The organism is Streptomyces sp. NPDC052020, from assembly GCF_040680575.1.
Classification (GTDB): Bacteria; Actinomycetota; Actinomycetes; order Streptomycetales; family Streptomycetaceae; genus Streptomyces.
The window spans coordinates 164,957-191,336 of record NZ_JBFAWY010000009.1 but is presented as its reverse complement, the minus strand read 5'-3'; the positions used below and the strand labels follow the sequence as shown (position 1 = coordinate 191,336).

The 26,380-nt window shown below is 73.2% G+C and carries 22 protein-coding genes; 1 reads left to right on the top strand and 21 read right to left on the bottom strand.

Annotated features, from left to right (window positions below):
- Positions 1-8: 8 nt before the first annotated feature.
- From AB0L74_RS12340 to fmt, 9 genes are all read right to left on the bottom strand, one after another.
- On the bottom strand, positions 9-797 hold the full coding sequence (locus tag AB0L74_RS12340) for a carbon-nitrogen hydrolase family protein (protein ID WP_365649351.1): 789 nt from the start codon (positions 795-797) through the stop codon (positions 9-11).
- 448 nt (positions 798-1,245) lie between these two features.
- Positions 1,246-1,698, bottom strand: a complete 453-nt coding sequence (locus tag AB0L74_RS12335) for an Lrp/AsnC family transcriptional regulator (RefSeq protein WP_365649348.1) — start codon at positions 1,696-1,698, stop codon at positions 1,246-1,248.
- A 10-nt stretch (positions 1,699-1,708) separates the two neighbouring features.
- Complete coding sequence (locus AB0L74_RS12330) at positions 1,709-3,178, bottom strand: amino acid permease (protein WP_365649345.1); 1,470 nt, start codon at positions 3,176-3,178, stop codon at positions 1,709-1,711.
- 644 nt (positions 3,179-3,822) lie between these two features.
- On the bottom strand, positions 3,823-5,265 hold the full coding sequence (locus AB0L74_RS12325; protein ID WP_365649342.1) for a GuaB1 family IMP dehydrogenase-related protein: 1,443 nt from the start codon (positions 5,263-5,265) through the stop codon (positions 3,823-3,825).
- A 158-nt stretch (positions 5,266-5,423) separates the two neighbouring features.
- A complete protein-coding gene (locus AB0L74_RS12320; protein ID WP_365649539.1) occupies positions 5,424-5,738 on the bottom strand; it encodes a barstar family protein in 315 nt (104 codons plus the stop codon).
- 220 nt (positions 5,739-5,958) lie between these two features.
- Positions 5,959-7,002 (bottom strand): sugar-binding domain-containing protein, encoded by a 1,044-nt coding sequence (locus AB0L74_RS12315; RefSeq protein ID WP_365649340.1) that lies wholly within the window; start codon positions 7,000-7,002, stop codon positions 5,959-5,961.
- A gap of 78 nt (positions 7,003-7,080) precedes the next feature.
- The gene (rpe, locus tag AB0L74_RS12310; RefSeq protein ID WP_365649337.1) at positions 7,081-7,767 is read right to left on the bottom strand and encodes a ribulose-phosphate 3-epimerase; all 687 of its coding nucleotides are present in this window, start codon (positions 7,765-7,767) and stop codon (positions 7,081-7,083) included.
- A gap of 216 nt (positions 7,768-7,983) precedes the next feature.
- The gene (locus AB0L74_RS12305; RefSeq protein WP_365649334.1) at positions 7,984-9,402 is read right to left on the bottom strand and encodes a transcription antitermination factor NusB; all 1,419 of its coding nucleotides are present in this window, start codon (positions 9,400-9,402) and stop codon (positions 7,984-7,986) included.
- A 79-nt stretch (positions 9,403-9,481) separates the two neighbouring features.
- Positions 9,482-10,414, bottom strand: a complete 933-nt coding sequence (fmt, locus tag AB0L74_RS12300) for a methionyl-tRNA formyltransferase (protein WP_365649331.1) — start codon at positions 10,412-10,414, stop codon at positions 9,482-9,484.
- Between the two features lie 401 nt (positions 10,415-10,815).
- On the opposite strand from fmt, the gene AB0L74_RS12295 reads away from it, so the two are divergent.
- Complete coding sequence (locus AB0L74_RS12295; RefSeq protein WP_365649328.1) at positions 10,816-11,379, top strand: hypothetical protein; 564 nt, start codon at positions 10,816-10,818, stop codon at positions 11,377-11,379.
- A 64-nt stretch (positions 11,380-11,443) separates the two neighbouring features.
- Here AB0L74_RS12295 and AB0L74_RS12290 read toward each other — a convergent pair whose 3' ends face one another.
- The 12 genes from AB0L74_RS12290 to AB0L74_RS12235 all read right to left on the bottom strand — a co-directional run bounded on the left by AB0L74_RS12290 (position 11,444) and on the right by AB0L74_RS12235 (position 26,378).
- Positions 11,444-13,594 (bottom strand): primosomal protein N', encoded by a 2,151-nt coding sequence (locus AB0L74_RS12290; RefSeq protein WP_365649325.1) that lies wholly within the window; start codon positions 13,592-13,594, stop codon positions 11,444-11,446.
- A 159-nt stretch (positions 13,595-13,753) separates the two neighbouring features.
- A complete protein-coding gene (metK, locus tag AB0L74_RS12285) occupies positions 13,754-14,962 on the bottom strand; it encodes a methionine adenosyltransferase (protein WP_365649322.1) in 1,209 nt (402 codons plus the stop codon).
- Positions 14,963-15,199: 237 nt separating this feature from the next.
- Complete coding sequence (coaBC, locus tag AB0L74_RS12280; protein WP_365649320.1) at positions 15,200-16,402, bottom strand: bifunctional phosphopantothenoylcysteine decarboxylase/phosphopantothenate--cysteine ligase CoaBC; 1,203 nt, start codon at positions 16,400-16,402, stop codon at positions 15,200-15,202.
- 111 nt (positions 16,403-16,513) lie between these two features.
- Positions 16,514-16,786: a DNA-directed RNA polymerase subunit omega gene (gene rpoZ / locus AB0L74_RS12275; RefSeq protein WP_004933985.1), complete on the bottom strand. Its 273-nt coding sequence runs from the start codon at positions 16,784-16,786 to the stop codon at positions 16,514-16,516.
- 51 nt (positions 16,787-16,837) lie between these two features.
- Positions 16,838-17,395 carry a guanylate kinase gene (gmk, locus tag AB0L74_RS12270; protein ID WP_365649317.1) on the bottom strand — a complete coding sequence of 186 codons (558 nt, stop codon included), beginning with the start codon at positions 17,393-17,395 and terminating at the stop codon, positions 16,838-16,840.
- A 37-nt stretch (positions 17,396-17,432) separates the two neighbouring features.
- Positions 17,433-17,756 carry an integration host factor gene (locus tag AB0L74_RS12265; protein ID WP_029383821.1) on the bottom strand — a complete coding sequence of 108 codons (324 nt, stop codon included), beginning with the start codon at positions 17,754-17,756 and terminating at the stop codon, positions 17,433-17,435.
- Between the two features lie 321 nt (positions 17,757-18,077).
- Positions 18,078-18,926 (bottom strand): orotidine-5'-phosphate decarboxylase, encoded by an 849-nt coding sequence (gene pyrF, locus AB0L74_RS12260; RefSeq protein WP_365649314.1) that lies wholly within the window; start codon positions 18,924-18,926, stop codon positions 18,078-18,080.
- Complete coding sequence (locus tag AB0L74_RS12255; protein ID WP_365649311.1) at positions 18,923-20,029, bottom strand: quinone-dependent dihydroorotate dehydrogenase; 1,107 nt, start codon at positions 20,027-20,029, stop codon at positions 18,923-18,925. The genes pyrF and AB0L74_RS12255 overlap by 4 nt, the downstream gene beginning before the upstream one ends.
- Positions 20,030-20,088: 59 nt before the next feature.
- A complete protein-coding gene (gene carB, locus AB0L74_RS12250; RefSeq protein WP_365649308.1) occupies positions 20,089-23,397 on the bottom strand; it encodes a carbamoyl-phosphate synthase large subunit in 3,309 nt (1,102 codons plus the stop codon).
- Positions 23,390-24,532 carry a glutamine-hydrolyzing carbamoyl-phosphate synthase small subunit gene (carA, locus tag AB0L74_RS12245; RefSeq protein WP_365649305.1) on the bottom strand — a complete coding sequence of 381 codons (1,143 nt, stop codon included), beginning with the start codon at positions 24,530-24,532 and terminating at the stop codon, positions 23,390-23,392. The genes carB and carA overlap by 8 nt, the downstream gene beginning before the upstream one ends.
- Positions 24,529-25,095 (bottom strand): hypothetical protein, encoded by a 567-nt coding sequence (locus tag AB0L74_RS12240; RefSeq protein WP_365649303.1) that lies wholly within the window; start codon positions 25,093-25,095, stop codon positions 24,529-24,531. The genes carA and AB0L74_RS12240 overlap by 4 nt, the downstream gene beginning before the upstream one ends.
- Positions 25,092-26,378 carry a dihydroorotase gene (locus tag AB0L74_RS12235; protein WP_365649300.1) on the bottom strand — a complete coding sequence of 429 codons (1,287 nt, stop codon included), beginning with the start codon at positions 26,376-26,378 and terminating at the stop codon, positions 25,092-25,094. Before AB0L74_RS12235 ends, AB0L74_RS12240 begins: the two co-directional genes overlap by 4 nt.
- Between the last annotated feature and the right edge of the window lie 2 nt (positions 26,379-26,380).

Here is a 26,380-nt window from a genome sequence, read left to right as displayed (position 1 = left end):
GGCGCGGCTCAGGTGAGGGAGCCGTACAGGCCCGGACGGCGGTCCCGGAGATAGGGGTTGGCCTCGCGGGAGGCGGCGAGGAAGGCCGGGTCGGCGTCGGCGACGACCAGTTCCTCGGCGCGGCCGGCCCGGGTGCGGGCGACCCCGTCCGGTCCGGCGAGTACGGACAGCCCGACGAACTCGAACTCGCCTTCCCGGCCGACCCGGTTGACGTACGCCACGTACATCTGGTTCTCGAAGGCCCGTACCGGCACCAGCGACTCGGCGACGAACTGGAACGGGTGCATCTGCGCGGTCGGCACCAGCAGCAGGTCGGTGCCGGCCAGGGCGTGGGCGCGGACGTTCTCCGGGAACTCCACGTCGTAGCAGATCATCAGGCCGACCGTCAGCCCGCCGAGCTCGGCCTGGACGACCGGCTGGTCGCCCGGGGTGAAGTGGTCGCGCTCGAAGCAGCCGAAGAGGTGGGTCTTGCGGTAGTTGGCCAGGCGGGTGCCGTCGGCGGAGATCAGCTGGACGGAGTTGTAGACGCTCTCGCCGGCCCGCTCGGGGTAGCCGTAGGCGATGGCGAGACCGTGGCGGCCGGCGATCTCCGCGACCGCGTCGGCGGCGTCGCCGTCGGCGGGCTCGGCGAGCCGGGCGATGTCGTCACCGATCGCGTACCCGGTCAGGAACATCTCCGCGGCGGCGAGCAGCCCGGCGCCCGAGGCTGCGGCACGGCCCGCGGCCTCGTCGAGGACCTTCAGGTTCTCGACGGTGGAGCCGGGACGGCCGGAGCTCTGGAGCAGGGCGGTGCGCATGCGTGTTCCTCACCAGGTGGGGCGGGGGTCGGGGGCCAGATAGACGGTACGGTCGGCGGGTCGGCCGGACAAGGAGGGGCCGTTGCGCGCCACCGAGCGGTTCGTTGCGTCCGCCGCCGGGTGGGCGGTGATTCGTTGCGCATCCCCGGCCGGGGCCCGGCTTTCCCGCGGGGCGCGGCCCCGGCGCCGGCCCGCGGGGGCACCGCATCCCGGCGGGGTCAGGGCGCGGGGAAGGTGGCGTACCGGGGGCCGCAGCGGCCGTCCGGCAGGGTGCGCGGTGCGGCGCCCGGGCCGGCCCCCGGCGTCAGGGGCGCGCGGCCGGTGGTGCCGGGGCGCCCCCGGAGGCGGGCGCCGGCCGTCGACGCCGCCGGGTGGGACAGCGATGCCGCAGCGGCCGGGCGGGACGCCGCGGCGGGGCGGGCGGACCCGGGCGGACCGCCCGGGCGGGTCAGGCGGGCGACCCCGACGAGTAGCGGCGCAGCAGCGGCGAGAGCACCAGCACGGACTTGGTCCGCTCCACGAACGGCTCCCCGGCGATCCGTTCCAGGACCCGTTCGAAGTGCCGCATGTCGGAGGCGAAGACCTGGGCGATCGCGTCCGCGTCCCCGGTGACGGTGGACGCGGCCACGACCTCCTGGTAGCGCTCCAGGCCCCGCTGGATGGTCTCCGGCGAGGTGTTGCGGCGGCAGTGGATCTCGACGAACCCCTCGGTCTCCCAGCCGAGGGCGGAGGGGTCGACCCGGACGGTGAATCCGGTGATGGCGCCGGTGGCGCGCAGCCGGTCCACCCGCCGTTTGACGGCGGGCGCGGACAGGCCGACCAGTTGCCCGATGTCCGCGTAGGAGCGGCGGGCGTCCTCGGCGAGGGCGTGCACGATGCGTTCGTCGAGATCGTTCAGCACTGCGGGTGGTTCACTTCACTTCTGATGGTGCGAGTCGGGAACGGCGGTAGCCGTATACGAAGTAGAACACGAGCCCGACGGCCATCCAGACACCGAAGACCACCCAGGTGACGGTGGACAGGCTGCCCATCATCCATACGCAGAAGGCGAAGCCGAGCGCCGGCAGCACCGGTGAGAGCGGCACGCGGAAGGTGCGGGGCATCTCCGGGCGGGTCCGGCGCAGCACCACGACGGCCACGTTGACCAGGGCGAACGCGAACAGGGTGCCGATGCTGGTGGCGTCGGCGAGCTGGCCGAGCGGGATGGCGGCGGCCAGGACACCGCAGAAGAGGGAGACGATCAGGGTGTTGGCGCGGGGCGCGCCGGTCTTCGGGTGGACCCTGGAGAACACCTTGGGCACGAGCCCGTCGCGGGACATGGCGAACAGCACACGGGTCTGGCCGTACAGCACGGTCAGGACGACGCTGGCGATGGCGACGACGGCGCAGAAGGCGAGCAGGGTGCCCCAGAAGGTCTGCCCGGTCACCTCGTTCATGATCTGGGCGAGCGCGGCCTCGGTGCCGTCGAACCGCTGCCAGGGCTTGGCGCCGAGGGCGACGGCGGCGACGAGGACGTACAGCGCCGTCACGATGACCAGCGACAGCATGATGGCGCGGGGCAGGTCGCGCTGGGCGTTTCTGGCCTCCTCACCGGCGGTGGAGGCGGCGTCGAAGCCGATGTACGAGAAGAAGAGCGTCGCCCCGGCCGCGCTGACGCCGGCCATGCCGAGCGGCATGAAGTTCTCGTAGTTGCCGGAGCGGAAGCCCGTGAGGCCGACGGCGCAGAACAGCACCAGCGCGGCGATCTTGACGACGACCATGACGGTGTTGGCGCGGGCGGACTCGCGGGCCCCGCCCAGCAGGAACGCCATGGCGAGCAGGACGACGATCAGCGCCGGCAGGTTGAAGACGCCGCCGTCGCCGGGCGGCGCGGACAGCGCCGCCGGGATGGTGACGCCGATCGTCCCGTCGAGCATCTCGTTGAGGTACTCGCCCCAGCCGACCGCGACCGCGGCGACCGACACGCCGTACTCCAGCACCAGGCACCAGCCGCAGACCCAGGCGACCAGCTCGCCCATCGTTGCGTACGCGTACGAGTACGAGGACCCGGCGACGGGGATGGTGCCCGCCAGTTCGGCGTAGGACAAGGCGGAGAAGAGTGCCGTGAAGCCGGCGATGACGAAGGAGAGGGTGACCGCGGGACCGGCCTTGGGGACGGCTTCGCCGAGGACGACGAAGATGCCGGTGCCGAGGGTGGCACCGATGCTGATCATGGTCAGCTGCCACAGCCCGAGGGAGCGGCGCAGGGCGCCGCCCTCTCCCTGGCCGCCCTCCGCGACCAGGCGTTCCACGGGCTTGCGACGCATCAGGCGCCCTACGACCCCCGGGGAGGAGGGGCCGGCCGGAGAGGGAGGGGGCGGGGGTGCGCCTTGGTCGAGCACGCGCTGACTCCTTTGTCGCTGCCGGTCGCTGCCGGTCTCATGCGGCGGATGGGTGCTGAGGCGGCGGGGACCGGCGGCGTCCCGGAGACGGCCGGGACCCGCCGAGCGGGGTCCCCGTCTCGCCACGTACAGCGCAGAACACTACGAGGGCGGCGTTGCCCCTGTAATGCAGCAACCTTGCGCGTCTCCGCACGATCGTTGCGTTCGCCGGGCCCGGGCGTGTCTTCGTTGCGCGGGGGCTGTCGACCGTTGCGCCCGACCGCTGGTCAGCGCCCGTCCGGCTCTTCCCCGACCGCCCGCGAGCGGCCGCGACCGCCCGCGCCTTGGCCCGCGTCCGCCGCGTCGAAGCCGGTCTCGCCGGGCTGCCCCGGGGGCCGCTTCCTGGGCGCCGGTCCAGCGCGTGCGCGCCTTCCGGGCGGCTGTTCGCCGGTGCCCGGCACGGCCCCGGTCCGCGCCCAGGAGGCACCGGCCTCGCGGGCCGCGCGGACGGTGACCTGACGGCCGTAGGAGCCGGCCTCGCGGGCCGCGGCCTCCCCGGGGGCCGCCCGGCCGCCGCCCCCGGGGACGTCCGCTGCGGCGGCCGGGCCCGGACACGCCGACGGCCCCCGGCTTTCGCCGGGGGCCGTGCGACGGCGTGCGCGCGGTCAGTTCCAGCTGGCGTGCAGCGGCTTGCCCTCGGCGTAGCCGGCGGCGCTCTGGATGCCGACGATGGCCTTCTCCGCGAACTCCTCCAGGGAGGCGGCACCGGCGTAGGTGCAGGAGGAGCGGACGCCCGCGATGATCGAGTCGATCAGGTCCTCGACGCCGGGGCGGGCCGGGTCGAGGAACATCCGGGAGGTGGAGATGCCCTCCTCGAACAGCCCCTTGCGGGCGCGGTCGTACGCCGACTCCTCCGAGGTGCGGTTGCGCACGGCGCGCGCGGAGGCCATGCCGAACGACTCCTTGTACAGGCGGCCGCCGGCGTCCTCGTGGAGGTCGCCCGGCGACTCGTAGGTGCCCGCGAACCAGGAGCCGATCATCACGTTGGACGCGCCGGCCGCGAGGGCCATGGCCACGTCGCGCGGGTGGCGGACGCCGCCGTCGGCCCACACGTGCTTGCCGTACTTCTTCGCCTCGGCGGCGCACTCCAGGACGGCGGAGAACTGCGGGCGGCCGACGCCGGTCATCATCCGGGTGGTGCACATGGCGCCGGGGCCGACGCCGACCTTGACGATGTCCGCGCCCGCCTCGATCAGATCCCGCACGCCCGCGGCGGCGACGACGTTGCCCGCGGCGATGGGGACCTGCGGGTCGAGGTCGCGCACCAGCTTCAGGGCGCTGATCATCGACTCCTGGTGGCCGTGCGCGGTGTCGATGACGAGCGTGTCCACGCCCGCCTCCAGCAGTTGCTGGGCCTTGCCCGCGACGTCGCCGTTGATGCCGACGGCCGCGGCGATGCGCAGCCGGCCCCGGGCGTCGGTGGCCGGCGTGTAGAGGGTGGCCCGCAGGGCGCCCTTGCGGGTCAGGATGCCGGCGAGCCTGCCGTCCGCGTCGACGGCGGGGGCGTAGCGGCGGTTGGCGGCGTCGAGGGTGTTGAACGCCTCGCGCGGGTCCATGTCCGCGTCGATCAGCAGCAGGTCGCGGGACATGACCACTTCGAGCTGGGTGAAGCGGTCGACGCCGGACAGGTCGGTGTCGGTGACGACGCCGACCGGCTTGTGGTTCTCGTCGACGACGACACCGGCGTTGTGCGCCCGCTTGGGCAGCAGCGCGAGGGCGTCGGCGACCGTCTGGTGCGGGGCCAGCACGATCGGGGTGTCCAGGACGAGGTGGCGGCTCTTGACCCAGGAGACGACGTCGGTGACGACGTCGATCGGGATGTCCTGCGGAATGACGACCAGGCCGCCGCGCCGGGCCACGGTCTCGGCCATGCGGCGCCCCGCGATGGCCGTCATGTTGGCGACGACGAGCGGGATGGTGGTGCCCGTGCCGTCCGGAGAACTGAGGTCAACACCCTGCCGCGAGCCGACCGCGGACCGGCTCGGCACCATGAAGACGTCGTCGTACGTCAGGTCGTACGAGGGCTGGATGTCGTTGAGAAAACGCACGTGCTGCACATCCCGGTGGTTCAGAGGTGGCCCCCGGACAGGTCAGCCAGGGGGAAAGAGCACGTACTTCATTCTCCCATGAGGGGCCCCCAGCCAGGCCCCGGCGAAACATCCAGGCTGGCCGCCGACCCCCTTGGAGGAAGCTCCAAGATCCGCCGTCATCCCAGGGACACGAAGAGCCCCGCGGCGCGGTCCGTCGCCTCCGCGAAGACCTCCTCGGCGACCTCCCACTCCTCCGGCCGCGCCCGCGCGTACTCCCCCCAGCCCCGTACGACGACCAGCAGGCCCCGCTCCACGGCGTGCTCGGGCCACAGCGAGTGGTCGGAGAGGACGTCGGCGAGGGCGTCCCAGTTGCGGCCGAACCACTCGGGCAGGTCCAGGGCCCGGGCGCAGCGGTCCATGAGCCCCGCCTTGTCCGTGACCCCGTCGAGGTCGATCGTGACCACGGTCCGGCCCGCCGGGTCTTGTGTCATCTCGGTACCGCCCTGAAGGAGTCGAGTCGTATTCGTGAAGGGGTCGTAGTGGTCGTCGGCGCGGTACGTCTCGCCGGCCCGGCCGGTCACGGTCCGCCGGACCCCCGGTCGGGCGAGCCCGGCGTGGCCGCCGTGTACCCGCGGTGGCAGCCGCGCTCGCGCCGAGGCGGCCGCCCCTCCACGTCGCGCCCCTCGCAGCCTCCGAAGGCCACGGCCTGGGTCACGGTCCGTCCGGGTCGGCCCGGTTCAGCGCCGGCCGCGGCGTCGGCCCGGCCGTCATCAGGTAGTCCGCGGCCGAGGTGTCCGTCACCAGGCTGGTGACCAGCCCGGAGCGCAGCACCGCGTCGATGGCCGCCGCCTTGCGCTGCCCGCCCGCGATGGCGACCACCTCCGGGATACGGCGGAGCTGGTCGGCCTTGACCGTGATGCACCGCTCCCCCAGGTCCCGCCCGACCCGGCGCCCCTCGGTGTCGAAGAGGTGCGCGGACATCTCGGCGGCGACGCCGAGCGAGGCGTAGTGCGCGCGCTCCTCGTCGCTGAGCATGTCGTGCACCGTCGAGATCCCGGGCTCCCAGGAGCCGATCGAGACGCAGGCGACCGTGACCTTGTCGAAGTACTCGAAGGCCCGGGCGATCCCGGTCTGGTGGCGCAGCGCCTGGGCGGTGGCCGCGTCCGGCAGCAGCATCGGCGCGTAGATGGGGTGGGCGTCGCCGCCCGACACCTGGGCGGCCCGGCGCACCGCCTCCACCGAGCCGCGCTCGGCGGTCCCGGCGTCGTACACGCCCGTCAGCTGCACCACCGTGCACGGCGGCAGCCGGTCGAGCGCCGCCGCCATGTGGATGGTGGACCGGCCCCAGGCCAGCCCCAGCACGTCGCCCTCGTTGACGAGTTCGCCGAGCAGGTCGGCGGCGACTTCGCCGAGGTTCTCGGGGTCGGGCGTCTCCTCGGCGTCGGCCGGGGATTCCACCACGACGGCGTGCCGGAGCCCGTAGCGGGCGCGGAGCGCGTCCGAGCGCTCCGCGTCCAGCTCGGCCGGCACGCGGATCTCGATGCGTACGAGGTCCCGTTCGAGGGCGGTCTCCAGGACCCGGGCCACCTTGAAGCGGCTGACGCCGAACTCCTCGGCGATCTGGATCTTGGATTTGCCCTCGAGGTAGAAGCGGCGGGCCATGGCCGCCGCCTGCACCAGCTCAGCGGGTCCCATCCGCATGGCTGACCGGCCCGCCGACATACCCGACACGGCGATCTCCTCACTGCTGTTCACACTCTGGATTCGCCGTTCATCCTCGCAGATCCGGCGCGGTTGATCAGCCCTGCTGGCAGCCGTTCACGTTCTGGTCTCTCAGTGGTCGCACGCCCAGGACGCGTCGGCGGTGGCCGACTCGGCCCGCGTGCGCAGTGCGCGTACCGCTTCGGCCGGGTCGGACGCCCCGTAGACGGCGGAGCCGGCGACGAAGACGTCGGCACCCGCGTCGGCGCACCGTTCGATGGTGGCGGCCGAGACGCCCCCGTCGACCTGGAGCCACAGCTCCAGGCCGTGCTTGTCGATGAGCTGCCGGGTGCGCCGGATCTTGGGCAGCATGATGTCGAGGAACGCCTGCCCGCCGAAGCCCGGCTCGACCGTCATGATCAGCAGCATGTCGAGCTCGGGCAGCAGGTCCTCGTACGGCTCGATCGGCGTGGCGGGCTTGAGCGCCATGGAGGCGCGGGCGCCCTTGGCCCGGATCTCCCGGGCCAGCCGCACCGGAGCCGCGGCGGCCTCGACGTGGAAGGTGACGGAACCGGCGCCCGCCTCCACGTACTGCGGCGCCCACCGGTCCGGCGCCTCGATCATCAGGTGGCAGTCCAGCGGGGTGTCCGTCGCCCGGGCCAGGGACTCCACGACCGGCACGCCGAGCGTGAGATTGGGGACGAAGTGGTTGTCCATCACGTCGACGTGGAGCCAGTCGGCTCCCTCCACCGCCTTGGCCTCGTCCGCGAGGCGGGCGAAGTCGGCGGACAGGATGCTGGGGTTGATCTGCACGGCCATGCCCCAAGCCTGCCATGCCCGGCCGCGAAGGGTCGCGCCGGTCCGGATACGGCCGGCCCGGCCCGCACCGCGCCCGCGGAAGGCGGCCGCCCGGCGGCCCGCCCGGGGCCGGCCGCGGCGGGGCCGCCGCCTCCGCCGCCCGGCGCGGGCGGGGTGACGAGCGCCCGGCACGCGGCTCGCCGGGCCCCGCCGCCCGCGGGGCCGTGCGGGCGGGCGTCAGCCGGTCCGCCGCACCAGCGCCAGGTACATCGCGTCGGTCCCGTGCAGATGCGGCCACAGCTGGACGTCGGGCCCCTCGCCCAGCTCCGGCACGCCGGGCAGCAGCGGACGCGCGTCGAGGAGTTCGGCCCCGGGGTGCTGCTTGAGCACGTCGGCGACGACGGCCCGGGTCTCGGCCAGATGCGGCGAGCAGGTCGCGTACCCGACCACCCCGCCGACCCGCACCGACTCCAGGGCCGTCCGCAGCAGCCCCCGCTGGAGCGGCGCGAAGGACTCCAGGTCCTCGGGGCGGCGCCGCCACCGCGCCTCGGGCCTGCGGCGCAGGGCGCCCAGCCCGGTGCACGGCACGTCCACCAGCACCCGGTCGAAGGTGCCGGGCCGCCACGCCGGCCTGGTCCCGTCGGCGGCGATCACCTGGTACGGGCCCGGGTTGCCGTCCAGGGCCCGGGCCACCAGCCCCGCCCGGTGCGGCTGCTTCTCGGAGGCCAGCAGCACGGCGCCCCGCTCGGCGGCGAGCGCGCCCAGCAGCGCGGCCTTGCCGCCGGGCCCCGCGCACCCGTCCAGCCAGAACCGGTCGGAACCCTCCACGGGCGCGCCCGCCAGCGCCAGCGCGACGAGCTGGCTGCCCTCGTCCTGCACGCCCGCCCGGCCCTCCCGCACGGCCGGCACGGCGCCGGGCTCGCCGCCCTCGGTCAGCCGTACCGCATGCGGCGACCAGCGCCCCGGCACGGCGGCCTCCTCGCCCAGCAGTTCCTCGGCGGTGGCCCGCCCCGGCCGGGCGACCAGCGTCACCTCGGGCCGCTCGTTGTCGGCGGCCAGCAGCTGCTCGATGCCGGCCCGCCCGCCGCCGAGGGAGTCCCACAGCGCGGAGACGATCCAGCGCGGGTGCGAGTGCACGACGGCGAGATGGTCCTCGGGGTCCTCGTCGTAGGGCGGCGCGATGCGCGCCAGCCAGCCGTCGAGGTCGTCCTGGGCGATCTTGCGGAGCACGGCGTTGACGAACTTGGCCCGCCCGTCGCCGAGGACGACGCGGGCGAGCTCCACGGTGGCCGACACGGCGGCGTGGGTCGGGATCCGCGTCCCGAGGAGCTGGTGCGCGCCGAGGCTGAGCACGTCGAGGACCGGCGGGTCCACCTCCCGCAGCGGCCGGTCGACACAGGCGGCGATGACGGCGTCGTACGTCCCCTGCCGCCGCAGCGTGCCGTACACCAGCTCGGTCGCCAGGGCGGCGTCCCGGGCGTCGAAGTCGCCCTTGTCGCGCGCCTTGCGCAGCAGCGGCGGCAGGACGAGGTTGGCGTAGGCGTCCCGCTCGTCCACCGCCCGCAGCGCCTCGAAGGCGAGGATGCGGACGGGGTCCTTCTGGGGCCGGCGGTAGGGCTTGCCCGGCTTGCGGGGCCGACGGGAGGTGTCGCTCACGAAAAAGGTGCTCCGGTGACGGGGTGACGTGGTGCTTTTCAGCCTACGTCGCCGGACGGCGGCCGGTGACGGGCCCCGGTCACCGCCCGAGGGTCTCCCCCTCGGCGATCCGCGCCCCGCGCGCCCAGTCCGCCGCCTTCATCGGCTTCTTGCCCTGGGCCTGCACCCACAGCAGTTCCACGGCGTGGGAGCCGGTGCCGGCGTAGACGTCGTTCTTGCCGACGGCCAGCCGGCCGGGGGCGAGTTCCGTGCGGTCCGGGGCGAGGGCGAGCTGGATGAGCTTGAGCCGCTCGCCGCGGAAGGTGGTCCAGGCACCCGGCGCGGGGGTGCAGCCGCGTACGACCCGGTCGACCCGCAGGGCGGGCGCGTTCCAGTCGACGCGGGCGTCCTCGACGGTGACCTTGGGGGCGAGGCTGACGCCCTCGGCCGGCTGCGGCACGGCCTTCAGGGTGCCGTCCTCGATGCCGTCCATGGTCGCCGCCAGCAGCCCGGCGCCGGCGAAGGCGAGGCGGGTGAGCAGGTCGCCGCTGGTGTCGGTGGGCCGGACGGTCTCGGTGATGGTGCCGTAGACGGGTCCGGAGTCGAGCCCTTCCTCGATGAGGAACGTGGACGCGCCGGTGATCTCGTCCCCCGCCATGATGGCGTGCTGCACGGGCGCGGCTCCGCGCCAGGCGGGCAGCAGCGAGAAGTGCAGGTTGACCCAGCCGCGGGCGGGGATGTCGAGGGCGGCCTTCGGCAGCAGGGCGCCGTAGGCGACGACGGGGCAGCAGTCGGGTGCGATGGCGCGCAGCCGCTCCAGGAACTCCGGGTCCCGCGGCTTGGCGGGCTTCAGCACCTCGATCCCGGCCTCCTCGGCCCGCTCCGCCACGGGGGACGCGACCAGCCTGCGCCCGCGCCCGGCCGGCGCGTCGGGCCGCGTGACGACGGCCGCCACTTCGTGCCGCCCGGAGGCGAGCAGGGCGTCCAGGGCGGGAACGGCGACCTCGGGGGTACCGGCGAAGACCAGCTTCATGGGTGGGCACGGGCCTCTCGGGCGGGGTGGTGTACGAGCAGCGCACAAGTCTATGGGGCACGCCCCGGCGCCCACGACCGGACGGCCGCCCGCGGCGGACGGCCCCGGCGGGGCCCCGGGGGAGGGTCCCGTGGGAGGGCCGCAGGGCAGGTCCCATGGGAGAGCCCCGTGGCAAGGCCACGTCCCGCCGGGCAGGACAGGGGCGGTGCGCGGTCGGTGCGCGGCCGGGAGGAGAGCGAGGCCGGAGGCCGAGGCGCGTATCCCCCCGGAGGGCGTACGCACACGCTCCCGCGCCCTGGACCGTGACCCTCGGCGCGCATCCGCGTTGGTCAAGAAAGAGTTGACCACAGCGGGCCGCCTCGGCCCGAATTTCTTTCACCGCCGGTTCGAGAGGCTTGTTCATGGCCGACCACGCATCCCACGACGCCCAGGCTCGGGCCAGCCTGCACCTTCTGGTGCGCGACATCGAGCGGGTCCGCCGACAGGTGGACGCGCTGCGCACGCTCACCGCCCAGCTCGGCAACGTCTACCGCCCGCGCCGCTCCGGCCCCGCCACGGGCTTCGTCGTCTACGGGCGTGCCCCCGCCCCCACGGTCCGTCTCGCGCAGGAGCTGCGGGACAGTGTCGAGACGCTGGTCACGGCGGCCGTGGACTTCGACCGCTCGCTCGGCTTCTCGTGGGACGCGGTGGGCTCCGCCCTGGGAGTGACCAAGCAGGCCGTGCACCGCCGCTACGGCTCGCGCCGCGCCCCGGCCCAGACCGTCACCGCCACCGCCACCGCCACCGCCGAGGCCGAGCGCCCGTCCGACCCGTCGGGCACCCGCGCGGTCAACGTGGGCGTCGGCGTTCCCACGGTCCCGACGGTTCCCGCCGCGCGCTCCATGCCGACCCAGCCGACCGCCGGCAGCCCCGGCCTGCGCGACGAGGCCAGGCCGACGGCCTTCCCGGGCCCGCGCAACGGCTGACGCGCACCGGTCGGCCGCCCTCCCGGTACGCACCGGGAGGGCGGGCGCGTACGGACGGGACCGCTCACCCGATGTCGGGCGGATCGATCCGCACCCGCACCGCCTCGCCGTTCCCCCGCGCCATCCGTGCCGCCTGGGCGGCCTTGAGCGCGCCGGCCAGCGCCGCGCCACTGCCCGGCGGCACGCGGATCAGCGCTCGCTCCCAGTGCTCGCCCGGAGGGGGCGCTCCGGGCCGCCGCGGGCGCCCCGCGGCCGGGAGGGGCAGTGGCACCGGCCCCAGCACCTCGGCCGTGCCCGGCAGGTCCACCGTACGCAGGAAGCCGGCCACGGCCTCGCCGGTCCCCGACACGGCCGCCATCCGCGACACCGGCGGAAAGCCCAGTTCGGCCCGCTCGGCCAGCTCCCGCACGGCGTGACCGACCGGGTCCCAGCGCACCAGCGCCTGCACCGGCCGCAGGGTCGGCTCGGCGACCACGACGACCGTACCGCCCTCCGACTGGGGCCGGACCAGCGCCGCACTCGCCATCCACCGGCGCAGCGCGTCCTCCCCCGCCCGCAGATCGGGCCGTGCGAGCATGGCCCAGCCGTCCAGCAGCAGCGCCGCCGCGTACCCGCCCTCGGCGACGGGCTCGGCGCCCGGCGTGCTCACCACCAGCGCGGGCGTCCCCGGCACCGTGTCGAGGACGTGCTCGCGCCCCGAGGTCCGCACCGGTACGGCCGGGAAGGCCCGCCCCAGTTCCTCGGCGGTCCGCCGCGCCCCGACCACCTGCGCCCGCAGCCGGAAGGACCCGCACTCCGGGCAGTGCCAGCCGCCCTCCTCGCGCCCGCACCACCCGCAGCGCAACGCGCTGCCCGACTCCTGCGCCTCCAGCGGCCCCGAGCAGTGCCGGCACCGGGCCGGCGCCCGGCAGGCCGCACACGCCATCCGCGGCACATAACCCCGCCGGGGCACCTGGACCAGCACCGGTCCGTGCCGCAGGCCCTCCCTGGCGGCCTGCCAGGCCAGGGTCGGCAGCCGGGCGGCCCGGGCGGCCTCGTCACGGGCCAGGTCCCCGTCCCCCACCGTCCGTACGAGCGGGGCGGCGGCGCGGACCTGCTCCCGGGCGGCGACCAGCGGCCGGGCCCAGCCGGTCTCCACGAGCTGGGCGGCCTCGACGGTGCAGGCGATGCCGCCCAGCAGGAAACCGCACCGGTCGTGGGCCGCCCGCAGCAGCAGCACCTCGCGGGCGTGGGGCTGCGGGGCGTGCGGTTCGCTGTGGCTGTCGTCTCCGTCGTCCCACAGGGCGACCAGCCCCAGGTCCCGCACCGGGGCGAACATGGCCGCGCGGGTCCCCACGACGGCCCGTACGGACCCCCGCCGCACGGCCAGCCACTGCGCGTACCGCTTCTCGGGCCCGGCGTCGGCCGTCAGCACCGCGTGCCGCCCCTCCCCCAGCAGCGCCGTCAGCGCGGCGTCCACCCGCGCCACCGCCCGCCCGTCCGGCAGCACGACCAGCGCGCCGCGCCCGGAGGCGAGCGTGGCCGCCACCGCCCGCGCCAGCTCCTCGCTCCACCGGGGCCCGGGCAGCGCGTTCCACACGGCGCGCGGGGCGCCGCCGGCCGCCAGGGACTCCAGGAACGCGGCTCCCCGCTCGTACCGGGTCCAGGACCCCGGCTCGGGCGGCTCGGGCGGCGGAAGCGGCGCCGGCGAGGGCCGCCGCTCGGCCCGGGCGCTGCGCGGCGGCACGGCGAGCTGCAACACATCGGCGAGACTGCCCGCGTACCGGTCGGCGACGGCCCTCGCGAGCCCCAGCAGATCCTCGCTGAGCACCCGCTCCGGCGACACGACCTGGGCGAGCGCGGCCAGCGGACCGGAGTAGTCGGACTCGGCACGCCGCTCGATGAGGAAACCGTCGATCAGCCCGCCGCCCTCGCGGCGTCCTTCCCGGACCCGGTGCCGCCCGGCGCCGAACCGCACCCGCACCCGCACACCGGGCTGCGCCTCGGCGTCCAGTTCCTCGGGGACCGCGTAGTCGAAGTACCGGTCGAGATGGAGCACGCCCTTGTCGACCAGCACCCGGGCGACGGGCAGCTCCTTGGCGAGCGCCGCCCCCCGCCAGGTGCGCGGCTTGGCCCGCGGTGCCTTCGCCCGGCGCACGCTCTCCCGGATGAGCGCGAGCTGCTCGGGCGGCGCACCCTCGGCGCCACCGTCCGCCTGACCGTTCTCGCTGCTCACGCTTGCATTCTTACCAAAGCCCGCCGACAACGGGAGGCGGGCCCACGGCCCCCGGGCAGGCTCGGGTTCGGTGTCGCCGCGCCGGACACGCCGAGGCCCGGCGCCCCCCGAGAGGGTCGCCGGGCCTCATCCGACGCTGTGTGTCGTACCGCTCGCGACCTACAGCCCCGCGGCCGTGCGCAGCGCGTCCACGCGGTCCGTGCGCTCCCAGGTGAAGTCGGGCAGCTCGCGGCCGAAGTGCCCGTACGCCGCGGTCTGGGCGTAGATCGGGCGGAGCAGGTCCAGGTCGCGGATGATGGCGGCCGGACGGAGGTCGAAGACCTCGTCGATCGCCTTCTCGATCTTCTCCGGCTCGACCTGGGCGGTGCCGAAGGTCTCCACGAAGAGACCGACCGGCTCGGCCTTGCCGATGGCGTACGCCACCTGGACCTCGCAGCGGGAGGCCAGCCCGGCCGCCACGACGTTCTTGGCGACCCAGCGCATGGCGTAGGCGGCGGAGCGGTCGACCTTGGACGGGTCCTTGCCGGAGAAGGCGCCGCCGCCGTGGCGGGCCATGCCGCCGTAGGTGTCGATGATGATCTTGCGGCCGGTCAGGCCGGCGTCGCCCATCGGGCCGCCGATCTCGAAGCGGCCGGTGGGGTTGACCAGGAGGCGGTAGTCCTCCGTGTCGAGCTTGATGCCGTCCTCCAGCAGCGCCTTCAGCTCCGGCTCCACGACGAACTCGCGGATGTCGGGCGCGAGGAGCGACTCCAGGTCGATGTCGCTCGCGTGCTGGGAGGAGACGACGACCGTGTCGAGGCGGACGGCCTTGTCACCGTCGTACTCGATGGTGACCTGCGTCTTGCCGTCGGGGCGCAGGTAGGGGATCGTGCCGTTCTTGCGCACGTCGGACAGGCGCTTGGACAGGCGGTGCGCGAGGAAGACCGGCAGCGGCATCAGCGTCGGGGTCTCGTCCGTGGCGTAGCCGAACATCAGGCCCTGGTCACCGGCGCCCTGCTTGTCCAGCTCGTCGTCGTCGCCCTCGACCCGGGCCTCGTAGGCCGCGTCGACGCCCTGCGCGATGTCCGGCGACTGCGCGCCGATCGAGACCGAGACGCCGCAGGAGGCGCCGTCGAAGCCCTTCTTGGAGGAGTCGTAGCCGATCTCCAGGATCTTGCCGCGGACCAGCGTCGGGATGTCCGCGTATGCCTTGGTCGTGACCTCCCCGGCCACGTGCACCAGGCCGGTGGTGATCAGGGTTTCGACGGCGACCCGGGAGGTCGGGTCCTCGCGCAGAAGCGCGTCGAGAATGGTGTCACTGATCTGGTCAGCGATCTTGTCCGGGTGACCTTCGGTCACGGACTCCGAGGTGAACAGGCGACGGGACACAACGCTCCCTGGGGTTGCAGCGGCTGCTGGCTGATCATGGTTGGACGACGCGGGGAGCTGCACCCGACGACGTCCTGGAACAGTTTATCGGTCGCACTCTGCCGCAGGCCCACCTGTCTCACCTCTCGGGAGCTCTGTGACCTGCGGCACTGGCATTCTGCCCAAGCCGAGCGCCCTTGGCCAGAGGCGCCACGCCCGAATGCGCGGCGACCGGGCGCCGCGAGACGGCCCGGACCCTCAGCGGAACCGGTCCGCCACGAGGTCCCACACGGTGTCGGCCAGCGCTTCCTTCGGTCCGCGCCGGACGGGGGTCTCGCTTCCGTCGGCGCCGAGCACCACCGCCTCGTTCTCCTCGGCGCCGAAGGTCTTGCGCTCCCCCACCTCATTGACCACGAGGAGGTCGCACCCCTTCCGCTTCAGCTTCGCCCGGCCGTTGGCCAGCACGTCGTCCGTCTCCGCGGCGAAACCGACGACCACCTGGCCGGGGCGGGGCCGGCCGGCGGCGATCTCCGCGAGGATGTCCGGATTCCGTACCAGGGCGACGGGCTCGGGGTCCTGGCCGTCCTTCTTCTTGATCTTCCCGGCCGCGTACACGGCCGGGCGGAAGTCCGCGACCGCCGCGGCCATGACCACCGCGTCGGCGTCGGCCGCGGCGCGCAGCACCGCCTCGCGCAGCTCCACGGCCGTGCCCGCCCGGACCACGTCGACGCCCGCCGGGTCCGGCAGGGCGGTGTTCGCCGCGATCAGCGTCACACGGGCGCCGCGCGCGGCGGCCGTACGCGCCAGGGCGTAGCCCTGCTTGCCCGAGGAGCGGTTGCCGAGGAAGCGGACCGGGTCGAGGGGCTCGCGGGTGCCGCCCGCGCTGACGACGACGTGACGGCCGGCGAGATCGGGCCCGGTCGCCCCCCGGGCCAGCACCCGGCGGCACAGCTCGAAGACCTCCACCGGGTCCGGGAAGCGCCCCTTGCCGGTGTCGACGCCGGTGAGGCGGCCGACGGCCGGCTCGACGACCACCGCGCCGCGGCGGCGCAGCGTCGCCACGTTCTCCTGGGTGGCCGGGTGCTCCCACATCTCGGTGTGCATGGCGGGCGCGAAGACGACCGGGCAGCGGGCGGTGAGCAGGGTGTTGGTGAGAAGGTCGTCCGCCAGGCCGTGGGCCGCCTTGGCGAGCATGTCGGCGGTCGCCGGGGCGACGACGACCAGATCGGCGTGCTGCCCGATCCGCACATGCGGCACTTCGTGGACGTCGTCCCACACCTCGGTCGAGACGGGATGGCCGGACAGGGCCGACCAGGTGGCGGCGCCGACGAAGTGCAGCGCCGAGGCGGTGGGGACGACGCGGACGTCGTGTCCCGACTCCGTCAGCCGCCGCAGCAGCTCACAGGCCTTGTACGCGGCGATGCCGCCGCTGACCCCCAGGACCACCTTGGGTTTGTCCACCGTCTTTCCCCGCTCTCCCCGAACCTCGGACTCGTACATCCCCATGACACACCACAGGCCCGGCAGTGGCGCTGCCGGGCCTGTGGAAAAGTCAGCTACAGGCTGAGAATACTACTGACCGGGGCCCTCGACGGCCTCGGAGGTCAGCAGTCCCGCGTTGATCTCGCGCAGGGCGATCGAGAGCGGCTTCTCGTGGACGTGGGTGTCGACGAGGGGACCGACGTACTCGAGGAGACCCTCGCCGAGCTGCGAGTAGTACGCGTTGATCTGGCGGGCACGCTTGGCCGCGTAGATCACGAGGCTGTACTTCGAGTCGGTGGCCTCGAGGAGCTCGTCGATCGGCGGGTTGATGATGCCCTCGGGCGCGGAGATGGAAGAGGACACGCTCTACCTTCCGATGGATGGGAAAGAATCAGTCAGCGTGATCCGTCACGATCACACAACGTCCATCAAGGCTAGCAGCTCGCTCGCCACGTCCTCGACGGAGGTGTTGACCAGGGTCACGTCGAACTCCGGCTCGGCGGCCAGCTCCACCTTGGCCGCCCGCAGACGGCGCTCGATCACCTCGGGCGCCTCCGTGCCCCGGCCGGTGAGCCTGCGCACCAGCTCCTCCCAGGAGGGAGGGGCCAGGAACACGAGCTGAGCCTCGGCCATGGACGCGCGCACCTGGCGGGCGCCTTGCAGGTCGATCTCCAGGAGGACCGGAACACCGGCCTCCAGGTGCTCCTGGACGGCCGCGCGCGGCGTGCCGTAGCGGTTGCCGGCGAATTCCGCCCACTCCAGCAGCTCACCGTTGGCGATCAGCTTGTCCATCTCCTCGTCGGTGACGAAGAAGTAGTGGACCCCGTGCTGCTCACCCGGGCGGGGCTTGCGGGTCGTCGCCGACACCGACAGCCAGACCTCGGGGTGTTCCTTGCGCATATGGGCGACGACCGTGCTCTTGCCGACCCCGGAGGGGCCGGAGAGCACGGTCAGCCGCGGACGTTCACTCATGCAGCGATTATTCCAGCTATCCCGGAGTGGTCCTCACTCAGTTGCCGGTGCTGCCGAACTCGCGCTCGAGAGAGGCGATCTGGTTGGAGCCGAGACCACGCACGCGCCGGCTCTCGGAAATGCCGAGTCGCTCCATGATCTGCTTGGCGCGGACCTTGCCCACGCCCGGCAGGGACTCCAGGAGGGCGGAGACCTTCATCTTGCCGATGACCTCGTTCTCCTGGCCCTGCTTGATGACCTCGTGCAGGGAGGCGCCGGAGTGCTTGAGTCGATTCTTGACCTCGGCCCGCTCCCGGCGAGCCGCGGCGGCCTTTTCGAGCGCGGCTGCGCGCTGTTCAGGGGTAAGGGGCGGAAGAGCCACGCCTACGTCACCTCGGATGTCGAACTGTCGGATACGGACCGGTGAGGAACCTAATCGCCCCACACCTGGGGAGCCACGAGCAACACGCCTGCCCGTTCTCCCCCACTGCCTCGAGGGCGTGGGAGGTGGCCCCACTCGTCGGAGACTAGCGGGCAAGTCCGCCAGAGTCAGCGAGAACAGCGGAAAAGTCCTGGTCAGCCTCCGTCAGGACGGACATTTAGGACATATTCCCTCGGATTTGAGAAGGGATCCAGACTCAAGTCCGTCCCGAGTCCACTCGTCCGAGGGCCGCCGCCAGGCACGCGGGGACCGGCGCAAGGGTCAGGCGGCGGCGACGGCGGCCCGGATCTCCTCCGCGAAGCGGTCCGCCGCCGCGCGCAGCGCCGTGACGTCGGGACCGTGACGAAGGACACCCCGGCTGACGTTCGGCACCACGTTACGGACGGCGGCTCCGAAGACCCGGGGCAGGTCCGCCGGGGTAGCCCCCTGGGCCCCGATCCCGGGCGCGAGCAGCGGGCCGTTGACGGCCAGGTCGTACGACGAGAGGTCGCCGAGCGTGGCGCCGACCACCGCGCCGAAGGAACCGAGCGGCTCCTCCCCCGCGTTCTCGGCCGCCAGGTGGGCCAGCATGGCCGCCCCGACGCTGCGCCCGTCGGCCCGCAGCGCGTGCTGGACCTCGCCGCCCTCCGGGTTGGAGGTCAGCGCCAGCACGAACAGGCCCGCGCCGTTCTTCCGCGCCAGCTCGACGGCCGGCTTCAGGGAGCCGTAGCCGAGGTAGGGCGAGACGGTCAGCGCGTCCGAGAACAGCGGGGCGCCGGGGTGCAGGAAGGACTCGGCGTAGGCGGCCATGGTCGAGCCGATGTCGCCGCGCTTGGCGTCCATGACGACCAGCGCGCCGGCCTCGCGGGCCTCGCGCACCGACGTCTCCAGGACGGCCACGCCGCGCGAGCCGAAGCGCTCGAAGAAGGCGCTCTGCGGCTTGAGGACGGCGACGCGGCCGGCCACCGCCTCGACGACCGTGCGGCTGAACCGCTCCAGGCCCGCCACGTCGTCGTTCAGGCCCCACTCGGCCAGCAGGGAGGCGTGCGGGTCGATGCCGACGCACAGCGGGCCGCGCTCGTCCATGGCGCGGCGCAGCCGCGCGCCGAAGGGCTCCGTCGTGCCGGTCATGCGGGATTCCTCACATCGGCGCCGACCGCGTCGGCGAGGGTGGCGTACGGGCTCTGGCGCAGCCGCGCGGCCAGGCCCTTGTGGAGGTCGCGAGCGTAGAAGGGCCCCTCGTAGATGAAGGCGCTGTAGCCCTGGACCAGCGTGGCACCGGCCAGGATGCGCTGCCAGGCGTCCTCGGCGGTCTCGACGCCGCCGACGCCCACGAGGGTGATCCGGTCGCCCACGCGCGCGTACAGGCGCCGCAGCACCTCCAGGGAGCGGGCCTTGAGCGGCGCTCCCGACAGGCCGCCGGTCTCCTGGACCACGGCCGGGCCGGACTTCAGGCCGAGTCCCTCGCGCGCGATGGTGGTGTTGGTGGCGATGATGCCGTCCAGGCCCAGCTCCACGGCCAGGTCGGCGACGGCGTCGACGTCCTCGTCGGCGAGGTCGGGCGCGATCTTCACCAGGAGGGGGACCCGGCGGGCGGGGACGGCCCGGTCGGCGGCCTCGCGCACGGCGCCGAGCAGCGGGCGCAGGTGGTCGACGGCCTGGAGGTTCCGCAGTCCCGGCGTGTTCGGCGAGGAGACGTTGACCACCAGGTAGTCGGCGTACGGGGCGAGCCGCTCGGCCGACTTCACGTAGTCGGCGACGGCCTCCGCCTCGGGCACCGCCTTGGTCTTGCCGATGTTGACGCCGACGACCGTCTTGAAGACGGGCCTGCGGGAGGCGAGGCGGGCGGCGACGGCCAGCGAGCCGTCGTTGTTGAAGCCCATGCGGTTGATCAGCGCCCGGTCCTCGACCAGGCGGAACAGCCGCTTCTTGGGGTTGCCGGGCTGCGGCTCCCCGGTCACCGTGCCGATCTCGACGTGGTCGAAGCCGAGCATCGCCATGCCGTCGATGCCGACCGCGTTCTTGTCGAAGCCGGCGGCGAGCCCGAAGGGGCTGTGCAGGCGCAGCCCGAGCGCCTCCGTGCGCAGCTCCTTGTGGCGGGGCGCGAGGGCGGCGGCGGCGAAGGTGCGCAGCACGGGGATGCGGGCGGTGAGACGGATCCAGCGGAAGGCCAGGTGGTGGGCCCGCTCCGGGTCCATCCGCTGGAAGAACAGGCGGAAGAAGAGCTTGTACATGTCTGGTGTGTGTCCTCATGAAGAGGGGGACACCGTTTCCGGTGTCCCCCTCGGGGCTGCTAGTCGCGGGCCGCGGTCAGGAACTCCGCGTGTTCCTGGAGCGAGCGGACGCCCACGTCACCGTGGTTGAGGGCGTCGATGCCCTGGACCGCCGCGGCGAGCGCCTGGACGGTGGTCAGGCACGGCACGGACCGCGCCACGGCCGCCGTACGGATGTCGTAGCCGTCCAGGCGGCCGCCGGTGCCGTACGGGGTGTTGACGATGAGGTCGACCTGGCCGTCGTGGATGAGCTGGACGATGGTCTTCTCGCCGTTCGGGCCCTCGCCCTCGGACTGCTTGCGCACGACGGTGGCGTTGATGCCGTTGCGCTTGAGCACCTCGGCCGTGCCGGACGTGGCGAGCAGCTCGAAGCCGTGGGCGACCAGCTCGCGCGCCGGGAAGATCATCGAGCGCTTGTCGCGGTTGGCGACCGAGATGAACGCCCGGCCCTTGGTGGGCAGCGGGCCGTAGGCGCCGGCCTGAGACTTGGCGTAGGCCGTGCCGAAGACCGAGTCGATGCCCATGACCTCGCCGGTGGAGCGCATCTCCGGGCCGAGGACCGTGTCCACGCCGCGGCCGTGGATGTCCCGGAACCGGGACCACGGCATGACGGCCTCCTTGACGGAGATCGGCGCGTCGAGCGGGAGCTCGCCGCCGTCGCCGTGCTTGGGCAGCAGCCCCTCGGCGCGCAGCTCGGCGATGGTGGCGCCGAGCGAGATGCGGGCGGCGGCCTTGGCCAGCGGCACCGCGGTCGCCTTCGAGGTGAAGGGAACGGTGCGCGAGGCGCGCGGGTTGGCCTCCAGCACGTAGAGGATGTCCCCGGCCAGCGCGAACTGGATGTTGATCAGGCCGCGCACGCCGACGCCCGCGGCGATGGCCTCGGTGGAGGCGCGCAGCCGCTTGATGTCGAAGCCGCCCAGCGTGATCGGGGGCAGGGCGCACGCCGAGTCGCCGGAGTGGATGCCGGCCTCCTCGATGTGCTCCATGACGCCGCCGAGGTACAGCTCCTCGCCGTCGTACAGCGCGTCGACGTCGATCTCGATGGCGTCGTCGAGGAAGCGGTCGACCAGGACCGGCCGGGAGGGGCTGATCTCGGTGGACTCGGCGATGTACGACTCCAGGCGGGCCTCGTCGTACACGATCTCCATGCCGCGCCCGCCCAGGACGTACGAGGGGCGCACCAGGACCGGGTAGCCGATCTCGTCGGCGATGGCCTTGGCCTCGGCGAAGGTGGTGGCGGTGCCGTGCTTGGGGGCGGGCAGGCCGGCCTCCTTCAGCACGCGGCCGAAGGCGCCGCGGTCCTCGGCGGCGTGGATCGCCTCGGGCGAGGTGCCGACGATCGGCACGCCGTTGTCCTTGAGGGCCTGCGAGAGACCGAGCGGGGTCTGGCCGCCGAGCTGGACGACGACGCCCGCGACCGGGCCGGCCTGCCGCTCGGCGTGGACGATCTCCAGGACGTCCTCCAGCGTGAGCGGCTCGAAGTACAGCCGGTCGGAGGTGTCGTAGTCGGTGGAGACGGTCTCCGGGTTGCAGTTGACCATCACGGTCTCGTACCCGGCGTCGCTCAGCGCGAAGGAGGCGTGGACGCAGGAGTAGTCGAACTCGATGCCCTGGCCGATCCTGTTGGGGCCGGAGCCCAGGATGATGACGGCCGGCTTCTCGCGCGGGGCGACCTCGGTCTCCTCGTCGTAGGACGAGTAGAAGTACGGGGTCTTCGCGGCGAACTCGGCGGCGCAGGTGTCGACCGTCTTGTAGACCGGGCGGATGCCGAGCGCGTGGCGGACCTCGCGGACGACGTCCTCGCGCAGGCCGCGGATCTCGCCGATCTGCTGGTCGGAGAAGCCGTGCCGCTTGGCCTCGGCGAGCAGGTCGGCGGTCAGCTCGGGCGCCTCGGCCAGCTCGTCGGCGATCTCCTTGATGAGGAAGAGCTGGTCGACGAACCAGGGGTCGATCTTCGTGTACGCGAAGACCTCCTCGGGGGTGGCGCCCGCGCGGATGGCCTGCATGACGGTGTTGATGCGGCCGTCGGTCGGGCGGACGGACGCCTCCAGCAGTTCCCGCTTGTCGCCGGGGTCGCCGACGAAGGTGAACTGGCTGCCCTTCTTCTCCAGCGAGCGCAGCGCCTTCTGGAACGCCTCGGTGAAGTTGCGGCCGATGGCCATGGCCTCGCCGACCGACTTCATGGTGGTGGTGAGGGTGGAGTCGGCGGACGGGAACTTCTCGAAGGCGAAGCGCGGGGCCTTGACGACCACGTAGTCCAGGGTCGGCTCGAAGGAGGCCGGGGTCTCCTGCGTGATGTCGTTGGGGATCTCGTCGAGGGTGTAACCGACGGCGAGCTTGGCGGCGATCTTCGCGATGGGGAAGCCGGTCGCCTTGGAGGCGAGGGCGGAGGAGCGCGACACGCGCGGGTTCATCTCGATGACGATGACACGGCCGTCGGCCGGGTTGACCGCGAACTGGATGTTGCAGCCGCCGGTGTCGACGCCGACCTCGCGGATGATCGCGATGCCGACGTCGCGCAGCACCTGGTACTCGCGGTCGGTGAGCGTCATCGCCGGCGCGACGGTGATCGAGTCGCCGGTGTGGACGCCCATCGGGTCGAAGTTCTCGATGGAGCAGACGACCACGACGTTGTCGTTCTTGTCGCGCATCAGCTCCAGCTCGTACTCCTTCCAGCCGAGGATGGACTCCTCCAGGAGCACCTCGGTGGTCGGCGAGAGGGTGAGGCCCTGGCCGGCGATGCGGCGCAGCTCCTCCTCGTCGTGGGCGAAGCCGGAGCCGGCGCCGCCCATGGTGAAGGAGGGGCGGACGACGACCGGGTAGCCGCCGAGCGTCTCGACGCCGGCGAGGACGTCCTCCATGGAGTGGCAGATGACCGAGCGGGCGGACTCGCCGTGCCCGATCTTCTTGCGGACCTCCTCCACGACCTCCTTGAACAGGTCGCGGTCCTCGCCCTTGTGGATGGCCTCCACGTTGGCGCCGATCAGCTCGACGCCGTACTTCTCCAGGACGCCGTTCTCGTGCAGCGAGATCGCGGTGTTCAGGGCCGTCTGGCCGCCCAGGGTGGGCAGCAGGGCGTCGGGGCGCTCCTTGGCGATGATCTTCTCGACGAACTCGGGGGTGATCGGCTCGACGTAGGTGGCGTCGGCGATCTCCGGGTCGGTCATGATCGTCGCCGGGTTGGAGTTCACCAGGATGACGCGCAGGCCCTCGGCCTTGAGCACGCGGCACGCCTGGGTGCCGGAGTAGTCGAACTCGGCGGCCTGGCCGATGACGATCGGGCCGGAGCCGATGACCAGGACGGACTGGATATCGGTGCGCTTAGGCACGCTGGCCCTCCATCAGGGAAACGAAGCGGTCGAACAGGTAGGCGGCGTCGTGCGGGCCGGCTGCCGCTTCGGGGTGGTACTGGACGCTGAAGGCCGGCTTGTCGAGAAGCTGGAGGCCCTCCACCACGTTGTCGTTGAGGCAGACGTGGGAGACCTCGGCGCGGCCGAAGGGGGTGTCGGAGACCTTGTCGGTGGGCGCGTCGACGGCGAAGCCGTGGTTGTGCGCGGTGACCTCGACCTTGCCGGTCGTACGGTCCTGCACCGGCTGGTTGATGCCGCGGTGGCCGTACTTCAGCTTGTAGGTGCCGAAGCCGAGCGCGCGGCCGAGGATCTGGTTGCCGAAGCAGATGCCGAACAGCGGGGTGCCCCGCTCCAGCACGGCCCGCATCACGGAGACCGGGTGGTCGGCGGTGGCCGGGTCGCCCGGGCCGTTGGAGAAGAACACGCCGTCCGGGCCCACGGCGTACACGTCCTCGACGCTCGCCGTGGCGGGCAGCACGTGCACCTCGATGCCGCGCTCGGCCATGCGGTGCGGGGTCATGCCCTTGATGCCGAGGTCGACGGCGGCGACGGTGAACTTCTTCTCGCCGATCGCGGGGACGACGTACGGCTCGGCGGTGGCGACCTCGGCGGAGAGGTCGGCGCCCGTCATCTCGGGGGCCTTGCGGACCTCGGCGAGCATGGCGGCCTCGTCCGAGACCGCGTCGCCGGAGAAGATGCCGACGCGCATGGCGCCGCGCTCGCGCAGGTGGCGGGTGAGGGCGCGGGTGTCGATACCGCAGATGCCGACGACGCCCTGGGCGTCCAGCTCCTCGTCCAGCGTGCGCCGCGAACGCCAGCTGGAGGGCACGCGCGCGGGGTCGCGGACGACGTAGCCGGAGACCCAGATCTTCTTGGACTCCATGTCCTCGTCGTTGACACCGGTGTTGCCGATGTGCGGGGCGGTCATCACGACGACCTGGCGGTGGTACGACGGGTCGGTGAGGGTCTCCTGGTAGCCGGTCATGCCCGTCGAGAACACGGCCTCGCCGAAGGTCACCCCCACGGCCCCGTAGGCACGGCCGCGGAAGATCCGGCCGTCCTCCAGGACGAGTGCGGCGGGAGTTTTGGCGGCTCCCCTGGTGGAGGTCGTCATCGTGCGCCTTCCGTTTCCGTCTTGTTGATCATCTGGTTCAGGGTGTCGACCCACTCGGCGTGCTCGGCCGCGTGGTCGGAGCGGAAACCGGAGTCGATCGGTTTGCCGCCGTGGATCCAGGTCACCACCAGCAGTCCGCCCTCGGTGAGGACCTTGCCGGCGATGCCCTTGTCGAGCCGGGCCTCGCGCAGCTGCGCGACCGGGATGAAGAAGTCGGCGGCGCCGGGGCGCACGACGTCGATTCCCGCGTCCGTCAGCGTGAGCTCGGCCCGGCTGCGGGTGCCCAGGCCGTGCGCCACGATGCGGTCCAGCCACTGCCCGGCGGTGGTGGAGCCGTGGTAGCGGCCGCTCAGCCTCAGTTTCGCCGCACCGGGCCGGGGCGGCGCGGTGGGCAGCTCCGGCAGGTCGCCCTGGAGGGTGCCGCGCCACTTCCAGCCCTCGCGCATCAGCCAGTAGACGAGCGCGACGAACAGGAGGAGGCCGACGACCCAGCCGGCGCGGGCGGCCCAGTCGGTCACTTCCGCCGATTCCTTCTCGGCGGCCAGCAGGAGTACAGGTGTCACGTGAGCTTCCCGTCGACGAGCGTGGCCTTGCCCCGCAGCCACGTGTGCGTCACACGGCCCGGCAGCTCACGCCCCTCGTAGGGGGTGTTGCGGCTGCGCGAGGCGAAGCCCGCGGGGTCCACCCGGCCACGGTATGCCGCGTCGACGAGGGTGAGGTTGGCGGGCTCACCAGCCGAGACGGGACGGCCGTGTCCGGCGGCCTGTCCGATCCGCGCGGGCTTGAAGGACATGCGGTCGGCGACGCCGGCCCAGTCCAGCAGGCCCGTGTCGACCATGGTCTCCTGGACCACCGACAGCGCGGTCTCCAGGCCGACCATGCCCATGGCGGCGGCGGCCCACTCGCAGTCCTTGTCCTCGTGCGGGTGGGGGGCGTGGTCGGTGGCGACGATGTCGATCGTGCCGTCGGCGAGCGCCTCGCGCAGCGCCATCACGTCACGCTCGGTGCGCAGCGGCGGGTTCACCTTGTAGACCGGGTTGTACGTGCGCACCAGCTCGTCGGTGAGCAGGAGGTGGTGCGGGGTGACCTCGGCGGTGACCTGGATGCCGCGGGACTTGGCCCAGCGGACGATCTCCACCGAGCCGGCCGTCGACAGGTGGCAGATGTGGACGCGGGAGCCGACGTGCTCGGCGAGCAGCACGTCCCGGGCGATGATCGACTCCTCGGCGACGGCCGGCCAGCCCCCGAGCCCCAGCTCGGCGGAGACGACGCCCTCGTTCATCTCTGCGCCCTCGGTCAGCCGGGGCTCCTGGGCGTGCTGGGCGATGACGCCGCCGAACGCCTTCACGTACTCCAGGGCGCGGCGCATGATCTGCGCGTCGTGGACGCACTTGCCGTCGTCGGAGAAGACGGTGACGCCGGCCGCGGACTCGTACATGGCGCCCAGTTCGGCGAGCTTGGCGCCCTCCAGGCCGACGGTGACGGCGCCGATGGGCTGCACGTCGCAGTAGCCGTACTGCTGTCCCAGGCGCCAGACCTGCTCGACGACGCCGGCGGTGTCGGCGACGGGGAAGGTGTTGGCCATGGCGAACACGGAGGTGTAGCCGCCGCTCGCCGCCGCGCGCGTGCCGGTCAGGACCGTCTCGGAGTCCTCGCGGCCCGGCTCGCGCAGGTGGGTGTGCAGGTCGACCAGGCCGGGCAGCAGCACCTTGCCGCCGGCCTCGACGACCTCGGCGCCCTCGGCGGGCAGACCGGAGCCGACCGCCTCGATCACCGCGCCGTCGATCAGCACGTCCTGCGGTTCGCCGCCGAGGACCTTCGCACCGCGGATCAGGATCTTGCTCATGG